Origin of the sequence: Streptomyces sp. GESEQ-4 (assembly GCF_017948455.1) — a bacterium.
In the GTDB taxonomy this organism is placed as follows: Bacteria; Actinomycetota; Actinomycetes; order Streptomycetales; family Streptomycetaceae; genus Streptomyces.
On record NZ_JAFFSU010000004.1, the window covers coordinates 343,216 to 354,582 of the forward strand.

Consider the following 11,367-nt stretch of genomic DNA (forward strand, 5'->3'; position numbering starts at 1 on the left):
GGTCGAACAGCTCCATTCTCCTCCTGAGCGCCCTTTCTGTCGGCTTACTGCGGCCCGTACTTGCGCCCCGTCTTCGAGGTGATCCCGCCGAGCATCCCGCGCGGCACCACCTTCGCCATGCCCATCAGCACCTTGTACCGGGGGTCGGGAATCGACAGCGTCTTGCCGCGCACCAGGTCGGCGAGGGCCGCCGCGGCCAGCTTGTCGGCGTCCAGCCACATCCAGCCGGGGATGTTGTCCGTGCCCATCCCGGCCCGCTCGTGGAACTCCGTACGGACGAAACCGGGCGCCAGCGCCATCAGCCGTACGCCGCTGCCGGCCAGATCACGCGCCGCGCCCTGCGTGAACTGCACGACCCATGCCTTGGACGCCCCGTACGTACCGCGCGGCACGAAGGCGGCGACCGAGGCGACGTTGATGACCCCACCCCGCCCGCGCTCCCGCATCGCCTCCGCCGCGGCGGAGGTCAGCCGCAGCACCGCCTCGCAGTGCACCTTGAGCATCTTGAGCTCGTCGGCCATGGATACGTCGAGATAGCGGCCCTTGTTGCCGAAGCCCGCGTTGTTGATCAGCAGGTCGACGGGGTTCTTGCGGTCGGCGAGGCGGGCGGCGACCGCGTCGATGCCGGTGTCCTCGGAGAGGTCGGCCGGCAGCACCTCCGCCTCGATGCCGTGCCGGTCGTGCAGTTCGGTCGCCTGCTCCGCGAGCCGCTTGGTGTCCCGCGCGACCAGCACGAGGTTGTGCCCGTCGGCCGCCAGCCGCCGCGCGAACGCGGCGCCGATGCCCGCGGTGGATCCGGTGATGAGAGCCGTTGTCATGGCGCAAGGTTAAACACCCGGAGCCTGCCAGTCCGCTCCCTGCACAGCCCCTCCCGCCAGGTGAAGCCCAGGCGGAGACCGAGGTGCTGAGAGCCCATCAGACCGACAGCCGCGACGCGGAGCAGGAGGGGGCCGGGCGCCGAGCGGTCCGGTGCGGGCGCGTGTCCGGCCGGTGGATCCCGGTGTGCCGGTGCGCGCGCCATCCGGCGGGATGCCGTCGTGCGTCAGGTCTTGGGTGTCTCTTTTCGATGGGCGCGACGCGGCACGGGAGGGGGCCAGGCGCCGAGCGGTCCGGTGCGGGCGCGTGTCCGGCCGGTGGATCCCGGTGTGCCGGTGCGGGCGCCATCCGGCGGGATGCCGTCGCGCGTCAGGAGGCCCTCTGCTTCTCCATGTACTCTCGCGCCTTCGCCAGTGCCTCCGGGTGCAGTGCGTCGCCGGCCGCGAGCAGTTGGGGGAGCAGTGCCCGCTCGGTGGTCATCGCACGGAACTGCAGGGCGACGGTCACCTCGTGAGCGGGCCGGTGCACGATCTCGACCGGATCGCCCGCGCGGATCTCGCCGGGCTCGATCACCCGCAGATACGCGCCGGGCGCCCCCTTCGCCGTGAAGCGCTTCACCCACCGCTCTTCACCCAGGTGGACCTGGAAGACGCTGCACGGAATCCGGCCGCTGGTGACCTCCAGCACCACGGACCCGATGCGCCAGCGCTCGCCGATCCGCGCCCCGGACACATCCAGACCGGTCGTCGTGAGGTTCTCGCCGAACACGCCGTTCGCCAGCGGTCGCCCCAACTCCCGTTCCCAGTCGTCGAGATCCTCGCGCGCGACCGCGTACACGGCCTGGTCGTCGCCGCCGTGATGCCGCGTGTGGCACACCGCGTCCCCGGCCACCCCGCTCCCCGCGAGGCCCTTGGGCCCGGGCGCCGCCACCCGCACCGGCCCGTCCACCGGCCGCTTGTCGATGCCGGTCACACCGTCCGGCTGGTCCGTGTACGGCACGGACTTCGGGCGGCCCAGATTGACAGACAGAAGCTTCATGGAGGCACGCTAGGCGACCGGCACCCAAAGTGTCGACGGAATATCCGGCGTCGTACCCAAGGAGCGCTTATGCTCGAGGAGTGATCGAGGCCCGTCATCTCCGTGTCCTGCGCGCCGTGGCCACCACCGGTTCCTTCTCCGCGGCGGGCCGTGAACTGGGCTGTACCCAGCCCGCCGTCAGCCAGCAGATGAAGGCCCTGGAGGCATCAGTCGGCACCCCCCTGCTGATCCGCACCGGCCGCGAGATGCGGCTGACCCAGGCCGGCGAGGCCCTCGTCCGGCACGCCTCCGGCATCCTCGCCGGGCTCACCGCCGCCGAGGAGGAGGTCGCCGCGATCGCGGGCCTGCGCGCGGGCCGCGTCCGCCTGGTCTCCTTCCCCAGCGGCAGCTCCACCCTCGTCCCCACCGCCCTCGCCGCCCTGCGCGCCGCCCACCCCGGCACCCGCGTCTCCCTGGAGGAGGCCGAACCCCCGCGCTCCGTCGAGATGCTGCGCGAGGGCGACTGCGACCTCGCCCTCGCCTTCCGCTACGAGGGAGCGGCGGGCGCCGAGGAGTGGGACGACCTCGTCGTACGACCGCTGCTGCGCGACCGTCTCGTCGCGCTGGTGCCGGACGGCCACCGGCTCGGGCGCGCGGACTCGGTCGCCATCGGCGAACTCGCCGCCGAGCCCTGGATCGCGGGCTGCCCGCGCTGCCGCGGCCAGTTGGTCGAGGTCTGCGAGGGCGCGGGCTTCACTCCCCGCATCGACTTCGCGACCGACGACTACCCCGCGGTCGTCGGCCTGGTGGCCGCGGGCCTGGGCGTCGCCGTCCTGCCCCAGCTCGCCATCGAGTCCGTACGACCACGGGGCGCGCGCACGGTGACGCTGGAACCGGCGGTCCGGCGGGAGATCGTCGCCCTCACGCTGCCCGACCTGGCGCAGGTGCCCGCCGTGGCGGCGACGCTGGAGCAACTGGCGCGGGCGGCCACAAGGTAGGGGCACGCGAGCGCGTGCCCCTGGTGTGGTCTGTGTCTGTGGAGAAGCTGTGCAGAAACGTTCCTTCGAATGTGATCGGTCAACTGGACGAGGCATGTTCGCCGGCCGGTGATGCCGACACCAGCCGATTGCGCGCCCGCCCCATGAGCTCTTCGCGCTCGTCCTCGGTCAGGCCGCCCCAGACGCCGTACGGCTCGCGCACCGCCAGCGCGTGCGCCGCGCACTGCGCGCGGACCGGGCACCTCATGCAGACCTCCTTGGCCGAGTTCTCACGAGCACTCCGCGCCGCACCCCGCTCGCCCTCCGGATGAAAGAAGAGCGAGCTGTCCACCCCGCGGCAGGCAGCGAGCAACTGCCAGTCCCACAGGTCCGCGTTCGGTCCGGGAAGGCGGGAGAAATCTGCCATTACGTGACCCCTTGTAGCCGTTCTGGGCGGATACGGTGTCCACGACCGTACATCTACGATCTAAGGAGATGAAAATATGACTCATTGCGAATCTAGCCTCAGAATCCGCTTGATGGGAAGAAATGGGGCTAAATGGGGCATGGTTGTGATGAAACGTTGAGGGTCTTCTGCGCCTCTCTGCACCGTGTCCGCCCCCTCACGTAGAGTGCCGAAGACGGCGCGCGGCCCCGTAACTCTTTCGAGTGACCGTCGTTGAGAGTGCGGAGGCGGTTGAACCAACAAGCGCTCGGGCAGGCGTCCGACGCGGTCGACCGCACAGGTGACGATTTCGTACCAGCCTGGAGGCTCAAGGTGACGTGCATCAGCTGCGGAGGACGGCCATGACATCCGTCCTCGTCTGCGACGACTCCCCGCTTGCCCGAGAGGCGCTCCGCCGCGCGGTCGCGACCGTGCCCGGTGTCGAGCGCGTGACGACCGCGGCCAACGGCGAGGAAGTCCTCCGCCGCTGGGGCGCCGATCGCTCGGACCTGATTCTGATGGACGTACGCATGCCCGGTCTGGGCGGCGTCGAGACCGTCCGGCGGCTGCTGTCCGCCGACCCCGGTGCGCGCATCATCATGCTCACCGTCGCTGAGGACCTGGACGGGGTCGCTCTGGCGGTAGCCGCCGGTGCGCGGGGGTATCTGCACAAGGACGCGTCGCGTGCGGAGCTGCGCGCCACGGTGACGCAGGCGCTCGCCGACCCGACGTGGCGGCTCGCTCCGCGGCGGCTGCGGTCGGCCGAGATGGGGGCGGCGCCGACGCTCACGGCGCGTGAGATCCAGGTGCTCGAGGGTATGAGCCACGGTCGGTCCAATGCCGAGATCGGGCGCGAGCTGTTTCTCTCCGAGGACACGGTCAAGACGCATGCTCGGCGGCTGTTCAAGAAGCTCGGGGCTTCGGACCGGGCGCATGCGGTGGCGCTCGGCTTCCGGTGGGGCCTGGTGCGCTAGGCGCTCCTGAGGTGCCGCGTTGTGTTGTCCGGCGGCTGCGGGTATTCCGTGGCTGGTCGCGCAGTTCCCCGCGCCCCTGACGGGGCGCGGGTCGGTGCCCGCTGCTCGTTTCGGCGCGGATGCCGCATCCTTGAGGTGTGGAGTCTCTCGGGGACGAGTCGGTCGAGCGGAAGGGGAGGGCGCAGGGGATGAGTTCCGGCGCACCTGCTCATAACGCTTCGGTGCACAACAACGGACGCGGTGCCACGGACCCGACGGCCGCAAGGCACCATGGACCGATGCGCGATGACGAGGCATCCCGTGCCCAAGGGGCGATCGGAGCGCTCGTTCATCGTGCCGTCGACGGGGACGAGCAGGCGACGCATGACCTGCTCGCCCATGTTCACCCCCTGGCCCTGCGCTACTGCCGCACCCGTCTGTCCCGGCTGCCGGGCGACGCGCGGCACTTCGTGGAGGACCTGGCCCAGGAGGTCTGCGTCGCCGTCCTCCTCGCCCTCCCGCGCTACAAGGACACCGGCCGCCCCTTCGAGGCCTTCGTCTTCGCCATCGCCGCGCACAAGGTCGCGGACCTGCAGCGGGCGGCGATGCGGCACCCGGGTTCGACGGCGGTCCCGTCGAACGAGATGCCGGAGCGGCCCGACGACTCACTGGGCCCCGAAGAGCGCGCGCTGCTGAGCAGCGACGCCGAATGGGCCAAGAAACTCCTGGCCAACCTCCCGGAGAACCAGCGCGAGCTGCTGCTGCTGCGCATCGCCGTGGGCTTGACGGCGGAGGAGACGGGTCAGATGTTGGGAATGTCACCCGGTGCGGTCCGAGTGGCGCAGCACCGGGCGCTGAGCCGACTCAGGGCACTGGCAGAGCAGTAACGCCTGTGCCGTAGGCGCCTTCCTTGAACAGGCCGCCCGCGATGTCCGTACGAACATACGAAGCCGGTGGTCACCCAGAACCGTGGAATTTGAGACCCATGCTTCCCGTTAGCATGGACATCCGCACCGATCAAGGCCATTTGGGGAAGGTGTCATGACTGCGAACGTCGACGGAGTGCCCGGTAAATTCGCGACACTCGGGCTGACCTACGACGACGTGCTGCTGCTGCCGGGCGCATCCGAGGTGCTGCCGGGCGCGGTCGACACCTCGTCCCGCATCTCCCGCAACGTCCGGGTCAACATCCCGCTGCTCTCGGCGGCGATGGACAAGGTGACCGAGTCCCGCATGGCGATCGCGATGGCCCGTCTCGGCGGCGTCGGTGTGCTGCACCGCAACCTCTCCGTCGAGGACCAGGTCAACCAGGTGGACCTGGTCAAGCGGTCCGAGTCCGGCATGGTCACCGACCCGATCACGGTGAACCCGGAGGCGACGCTCGCCGAGGCGGACGCCCTGTGCGCCAAGTTCCGCATCAGCGGTGTCCCCGTCACCGACCCGGCCGGCAAGCTGCTCGGCATCGTCACCAACCGCGACATGGCCTTCGAGTCCGACCGCAGTCGTCAGGTGCGCGAGGTCATGACGCCGATGCCGCTGGTCACCGGCAAGGTCGGCATCTCCGGCGTGGACGCCATGGAGCTGCTGCGCCGCCACAAGATCGAGAAGCTTCCGCTGGTCGACGACGCGGGTGTGCTCAAGGGCCTCATCACGGTCAAGGACTTCGTCAAGGCCGAGAAGTACCCGAACGCCGCCAAGGACGGTGAGGGCCGGCTGCTCGTCGGTGCCGCCGTGGGCGCCAGCCCCGAGGCCCTGGAGCGCGCCCAGGCGCTCGCCGCGGCCGGGGTGGACTTCCTGGTCGTCGACACCTCGCACGGCCATAACAGCAACGCCCTCAGCTGGATGTCGAAGATCAAGTCGAACGTGTCCGTCGACGTGATCGGCGGCAACGTCGCCACCCGTGACGGCGCCCAGGCGCTGATCGACGCCGGTGTCGACGGCATCAAGGTGGGCGTGGGCCCCGGCTCCATCTGTACGACCCGCGTGGTCGCCGGCATCGGCGTCCCGCAGGTCACCGCCATCTACGAGGCCTCCCTCGCCGCCCGCCCGGCGGGTATCCCGCTGATCGGCGACGGCGGCCTGCAGTACTCCGGCGACATCGGCAAGGCGCTGGCCGCCGGTGCCGACACCGTGATGCTGGGCAGCCTGCTCGCGGGGTGCGAGGAGTCGCCCGGTGAGCTGCAGTTCATCAACGGCAAGCAGTTCAAGTCGTACCGCGGTATGGGCTCGCTCGGCGCCATGCAGTCCCGGGGCCAGGGCAAGTCGTACTCGAAGGACCGCTACTTCCAGGCCGAGGTCTCGGCCGACGACAAGCTGGTGCCCGAGGGCATCGAGGGCCAGGTGCCCTTCCGCGGCCCGCTCTCCAGCGTCCTGCACCAGCTCGTCGGCGGGCTGCGCCAGACCATGGGCTATGTGGGCGCCGCCACCATCGAGGAGATGGAGGCCAAGGGCCGCTTCGTGCGGATCACCTCCGCGGGCCTCAAGGAGAGCCACCCGCACGACATCCAGATGACGGTCGAGGCGCCGAACTACAGCCGCAGCAAGTGACGCGCACGCGCGCGTGAAGCGTGTCCAAGGGCGGTCCCGGAGCATCCGGGGCCGCCCTTGTCGTAGCCGTCGGCGATACTGGAAGACGCTGAAAGCATCAGGGAAAGGCCACACACGTGACTGAGATCGAGATCGGGCGCGGCAAGCGCGGCCGCAGGGCGTACGCCTTCGACGACATCGCCGTCGTCCCCAGCCGTCGTACGCGCGACCCGAAGGAGGTCTCGATCACCTGGCAGATCGACGCCTACCGTTTCGAGCTGCCCTTCCTGGCCGCCCCCATGGACTCGGTCGTCTCCCCGGCCAGCGCGATCCGCATCGGCGAGCTCGGCGGCCTCGGCGTGCTGAACCTCGAAGGCCTGTGGACGCGGTACGAAGACCCGCAGCCGCTGCTCGACGAGATCGTCGGCCTCCCCGTCGAGGCGGCCACCCGCCGCCTCCAGGAGATCTACGCCGCTCCGATCAAGGAAGAGCTGATCGGCCGGCGCATCAAGGAGGTGCGCGACTCGGGCGTGGTCACCGCGGCCGCGCTCTCCCCGCAGCGCACGGCCCAGTTCTCCAAGGCCGTCGTGGACGCGGGCGTGGACATCTTCGTCATCCGCGGCACGACCGTCTCGGCGGAGCACGTCTCCGGTTCGCACGAGCCGCTCAACCTGAAGCAGTTCATCTACGAACTCGACGTCCCGGTGATCGTCGGCGGCTGCGCCACCTACACCGCGGCCCTGCACCTGATGCGTACGGGCGCGGCGGGCGTCCTCGTCGGCTTCGGCGGCGGCGCGGCGCACACCACGCGCAATGTGCTGGGCATCCAGGTGCCCATGGCTACGGCTGTCGCGGATGTGGCGGCGGCGCGGCGTGACTACATGGACGAGTCCGGCGGCCGGTACGTCCACGTGATCGCGGACGGCGGCGTGGGTTGGTCGGGCGACCTGCCCAAGGCGGTCGCCTGCGGTGCGGACGCGGTGATGATGGGCTCCCCGCTCGCGCGTGCCTCGGATGCGCCGGGTCAGGGGCACCACTGGGGCATGGAGGCGGTCAACGAGGAACTGCCGCGCGGCAAGAAGGTCGACCTGGGGACGGTCGGCACGATCGAGGAGGTGCTGACGGGTCCGTCGCACACTCCCGACGGCTCCATGAACTTCTTCGGTGCGCTGCGGCGGGCGATGGCCACGACCGGCTACAGCGAGCTGAAGGAGTTCCAGCGGGTCGAGGTCACGGTGGCCGACTCGCAGCACAAGCGGTAGCCCGTAGGTCTGCGTCTCCGTCTACGTCAGGGAAGGGCCGGTCACCCCGGGTGGGGTGACCGGCCTTTTGCGTGCCCAACTGCGCCCCCCTCACAACCGATGCGCCGCCCCCGTAGGCGTAGCCCCCCGTGTGTCCAGCAGCAGCTGCGCCTTCACCGACAGCCCCTGAAGGTCGTACGTCCGATGCTGCTGGAGCAGGATCGTCAGGTCGGCCTCCGCGGCGGCCTCGTACAGGGAGTCCGCGCGGGGGACCGGGCGGTCGAGGATGTTCCAGGAAGGGATGTACGGGTCGTGGTAGCTGATGGAGGCGCCTAGTTCCATCAGGCGGATGGCGATCTCCTGGGCGGGGGTGGACTGTTGGTCGGCGAGGTCGGGTTTGTAGGTGACGCCGAGGAGGAGGACGCGGGCGCCGCGGGCGGACATGCCGTGTTCGTTGAGGAGTTTGGCGGCGCGCTGGATGACGTAGCGGGGCATCTGGTTGTTGACCTGCTGGGCGAGTTCGACCATGCGGAGGGTGCGGCCGGCGCGGCCGGTGAGGTCCTGGGGGACGGAGTGGCCGCCGACGCCGGGGCCGGGGCGGAAGGGCTGGAAGCCGAAGGGCTTGGTCTCCGCGCAGCGGATGACGTCCCAGAGGTCGACGCCCAAGTCGTGGCAGAGGACGGCCATTTCGTTCACGAGGGCGATGTTGACGTGACGGAAGTTGGTCTCCAGGAGCTGTACCGTTTCGGCTTCGCGGGGGCCACGCGCGCGTACCACCTTGTCGGTGAGGCGGCCGTAGAAGGCGGCGGCCGACTCGGTGCAGGCGGGGGTGAGGCCGCCGATCACCTTGGGGATGTTGGCCGGGGTGAAGTCGCGGTTGCCGGGGTCGACGCGGCTGGGGGAGTAGGCGAGGTGGAAGTCGCGGCCCGCGCGCAGTCCTGAGCCCTCTTCGAGGAGCGGGCGGAGGAACTCCTCGGTGGTGCCCGGGTGGACGGGGGATTCGAGGATCACCGTGGTGTGCGGGCGCAGCCGCTCGGCCAGGGTGCGCGCGGCGGCCTCCACCTGGCCGAGGTCGAGGCCGCCGTCCGCGCCCCGGGGGGTCGGGGCGCAGATGACGGCGGTGCGCACCCGGCCCAGCTCCGCCGGGTTCGTGGTCGGCCGGAAGCCCCCCGAGAGCATCCGGCGCAGTTCGGCGGGGCTGAGGGAGCCGGGCTCGGGCCCCGTCTTGTACCCGATCGTGGCGACGCCGGCGGCGACGGCGGCCTGGGCCAGGGGCAGGCCGTACGGGCCGAGACCGATGACGGCGAGATCTGCGGGCATGGCGTGGGCCGTCCTTCCCAGTAGCCGAAGCGGGACAGGTGCGCAAGTCGTGTGGACAGCGTGAGCGAGCGCAATGTGAGACTAGGAGTAAATATGACCGATATACGGCATTGATTTTCCTGTGTCTTTTTGTGTCTTCTGGCAGGTCGGTGAAAGTTGTCCACAGGTCGGCGGGCGGGCGGTGGCTGAAGTCGGGCATGACGGTCAGAATTTGGGCATGGGGGAGACGGACGGGGTTCACCCGACGGGTGGGACCGGCGACCGACAGCAGGAGGCAGTGGTGAGGACAGCGACACTGGGGCCGGCGCAGCGCGCCGAGTCCCTGGCAGCAATGGCCGAGCACGAGCTGGACCTGCTGGTGGTGGGCGGCGGCGTCGTCGGCGCCGGCACGGCCCTGGACGCGGTGACACGCGGCCTGTCCACGGGGCTGGTCGAGGCACGTGACTGGGCGTCGGGCACATCGAGCAGGTCCAGCAAGCTGATCCATGGCGGCCTGCGCTATCTGGAGATGCTCGACTTCGCGCTCGTCCGGGAGGCGCTGAAGGAGCGCGGGCTGCTGCTGGAGCGGCTGGCCCCGCATCTCGTGAAGCCGGTGCCGTTCCTGTACCCGCTGCAACACCAGGGCTGGGAGCGCCTGTACGCAGGATCGGGCGTCGCGCTCTACGACGCCATGTCGATGGCCCGCGGCCACGGCCGGGGACTGCCCGTGCACCGCCATCTGAGCCGCCGTCACGCCCTGCGCGTCGCGCCCGCCCTGAAGGCGGAGGCGCTGGTCGGCGCGTTGCAGTACTACGACGCGCAGATGGACGACGCCCGCTTCGTGGCGACCCTGGTGCGCACCGCCGCGGTGTACGGGGCGAAGACCGCCAACCGCGCCCGCGTGACCGGCTTCCTGCGCGAGGGCGAACGAGTCGTCGGGGCCCGGGTGCAGGACGTGGAGGCGGGCGGGGAGTACGAGATCCGCGCCAAGCAGATCGTCAACGCCACGGGCGTGTGGACCGACGACACGCAGGCGCTGGTGGGGGAGCGTGGGCAGTTCCACGTCCGCGCGTCCAAGGGCATCCATCTGGTCGTGCCCAAGGACCGCATCCACTCGTCGACCGGTCTGATCCTGCGCACCGAGAAGTCCGTGCTGTTCGTCATCCCGTGGGGCCGCCACTGGATCATCGGCACCACCGACACCGACTGGGACCTCGACAAGGCCCACCCGGCCGCCTCCAGCGCCGACATCGACTACCTGCTGGAGCATGTGAACTCCGTGCTCGCGGTGCCGCTCACGCGCGACGACGTCGAGGGCGTGTACGCGGGGCTGCGCCCGCTGCTGGCCGGCGAGTCCGACGCCACGAGCAAACTGTCCCGCGAGCACACCGTCGCGCACCCGGTGCCGGGGCTGGTGGTCGTCGCGGGCGGCAAGTACACGACGTACCGCGTGATGGCCAAGGACGCGGTGGACGAGGCGGTGCACGGCCTCGACATGCGGGTCGCCGAGTGCGTCACCGAGGACGTCCCGCTGATCGGCGCCGAGGGCTACCGGGCGCTGTGGAACGCGCGCGCACGGATCGCCGCCCGCTCGGGGCTCCATGTGGTGCGCGTGGAGCACCTGTTGAACCGGTACGGGGCGATGGCGGAGGAAGTCCTCGACCTCATCGGCGCCGACGCGTCGCTGGGTGAGCCCCTGCAGGCCGCCGACGACTATCTGCGCGCCGAGGTCGTGTACGCCGCCTCGCACGAGGGAGCACGGCACCTGGACGACGTACTGACCCGGCGTACCCGTATCTCCATCGAGACCTTCGACCGCGGGACGCGCAGTGCCCGTGAGGCCGCCGAGCTGATGGCGCCCGTCCTCGGCTGGGACAAGGACCACATCGAGCGCGAGATCGAGCACTACGAGAAGCGGGTGCAGGCGGAGCGGGAGTCGCAGCGCCAGCCGGACGACCTGACGGCGGATGCGGCCAGGCTGGGGGCGCCGGACATCGTGCCGTTGTAGAGCCTTCGGCTCCCGCAGTCCCTTCCGCTCGGCGCCTGGGGCACCCTGGGCGTCGGGCACTTGCCGAGTAAGAGACAATGGAGGC

General features: G+C 70.4%; 10 protein-coding genes. 6 read left to right on the plus strand and 4 right to left on the minus strand.

All coding sequences use genetic code 11. The features are described 5' to 3' along the window. Positions 1-44 precede the first annotated feature (44 nt). Both KCH48_RS11800 and KCH48_RS11805 read right to left on the minus strand, forming a co-directional pair. Complete coding sequence (locus KCH48_RS11800) at positions 45-818, minus strand: SDR family oxidoreductase (RefSeq protein WP_210572838.1); 774 nt, start codon at positions 816-818, stop codon at positions 45-47. Positions 819-1,185: 367 nt separating this feature from the next. Next, a complete protein-coding gene (locus KCH48_RS11805; protein ID WP_210572840.1) occupies positions 1,186-1,854 on the minus strand; it encodes an MOSC domain-containing protein in 669 nt (222 codons plus the stop codon). 80 nt (positions 1,855-1,934) lie between these two features. On the opposite strand from KCH48_RS11805, the gene KCH48_RS11810 reads away from it, so the two are divergent. Then, on the plus strand, positions 1,935-2,831 hold the full coding sequence (locus KCH48_RS11810) for a LysR family transcriptional regulator (RefSeq protein ID WP_210572843.1): 897 nt from the start codon (positions 1,935-1,937) through the stop codon (positions 2,829-2,831). A 79-nt stretch (positions 2,832-2,910) separates the two neighbouring features. On the opposite strand, the gene KCH48_RS11815 is transcribed toward KCH48_RS11810, so the two are convergent. Further along, positions 2,911-3,237, minus strand: coding sequence for a WhiB family transcriptional regulator (locus KCH48_RS11815; RefSeq protein ID WP_210572845.1), 327 nt, complete (start codon positions 3,235-3,237; stop codon positions 2,911-2,913). A 380-nt stretch (positions 3,238-3,617) separates the two neighbouring features. On the opposite strand from KCH48_RS11815, the gene KCH48_RS11820 reads away from it, so the two are divergent. The 4 genes from KCH48_RS11820 (at position 3,618) to KCH48_RS11835 (ending at position 7,996) form a co-directional block, all read left to right on the plus strand. Continuing rightward, positions 3,618-4,229, plus strand: a complete 612-nt coding sequence (locus KCH48_RS11820; RefSeq protein WP_003948568.1) for a response regulator transcription factor — start codon at positions 3,618-3,620, stop codon at positions 4,227-4,229. A 278-nt stretch (positions 4,230-4,507) separates the two neighbouring features. Beyond that, complete coding sequence (locus tag KCH48_RS11825; RefSeq protein ID WP_210572847.1) at positions 4,508-5,095, plus strand: sigma-70 family RNA polymerase sigma factor; 588 nt, start codon at positions 4,508-4,510, stop codon at positions 5,093-5,095. Positions 5,096-5,249: 154 nt separating this feature from the next. After that, the gene (gene guaB, locus KCH48_RS11830) at positions 5,250-6,755 is read left to right on the plus strand and encodes an IMP dehydrogenase (protein ID WP_210572857.1); all 1,506 of its coding nucleotides are present in this window, start codon (positions 5,250-5,252) and stop codon (positions 6,753-6,755) included. A gap of 116 nt (positions 6,756-6,871) precedes the next feature. Then, positions 6,872-7,996, plus strand: a complete 1,125-nt coding sequence (locus tag KCH48_RS11835; protein ID WP_210572859.1) for a GuaB3 family IMP dehydrogenase-related protein — start codon at positions 6,872-6,874, stop codon at positions 7,994-7,996. A 90-nt stretch (positions 7,997-8,086) separates the two neighbouring features. On the opposite strand, the gene KCH48_RS11840 is transcribed toward KCH48_RS11835, so the two are convergent. Further along, a complete protein-coding gene (locus KCH48_RS11840; protein ID WP_210572861.1) occupies positions 8,087-9,295 on the minus strand; it encodes a nucleotide sugar dehydrogenase in 1,209 nt (402 codons plus the stop codon). A 280-nt stretch (positions 9,296-9,575) separates the two neighbouring features. Here KCH48_RS11840 and KCH48_RS11845 point away from each other — a divergent pair, with 280 nt between their 5' ends. Then, positions 9,576-11,282, plus strand: coding sequence for a glycerol-3-phosphate dehydrogenase/oxidase (locus KCH48_RS11845; protein WP_210572864.1), 1,707 nt, complete (start codon positions 9,576-9,578; stop codon positions 11,280-11,282). Positions 11,283-11,367 lie beyond the last annotated feature (85 nt).

Excerpts from the sequence above, each read along its gene's own strand:
- KCH48_RS11800 (WP_210572838.1), bottom strand. The coding sequence starts at position 818 with ATGACAACGGCTCTCATCACCGGATCCACCGCGGGCATCGGCGCCGCG.
- KCH48_RS11805 (WP_210572840.1), bottom strand. The coding sequence starts at position 1,854 with ATGAAGCTTCTGTCTGTCAATCTGGGCCGCCCGAAGTCCGTGCCGTAC.
- KCH48_RS11815 (WP_210572845.1), bottom strand. The coding sequence starts at position 3,237 with ATGGCAGATTTCTCCCGCCTTCCCGGACCGAACGCGGACCTGTGGGAC.
- KCH48_RS11820 (WP_003948568.1), top strand. The coding sequence starts at position 3,618 with ATGACATCCGTCCTCGTCTGCGACGACTCCCCGCTTGCCCGAGAGGCG.
- KCH48_RS11825 (WP_210572847.1), top strand. The coding sequence starts at position 4,508 with ATGCGCGATGACGAGGCATCCCGTGCCCAAGGGGCGATCGGAGCGCTC.
- guaB (WP_210572857.1), top strand. The coding sequence starts at position 5,250 with ATGACTGCGAACGTCGACGGAGTGCCCGGTAAATTCGCGACACTCGGG.
- KCH48_RS11840 (WP_210572861.1), bottom strand. The coding sequence starts at position 9,295 with ATGCCCGCAGATCTCGCCGTCATCGGTCTCGGCCCGTACGGCCTGCCC.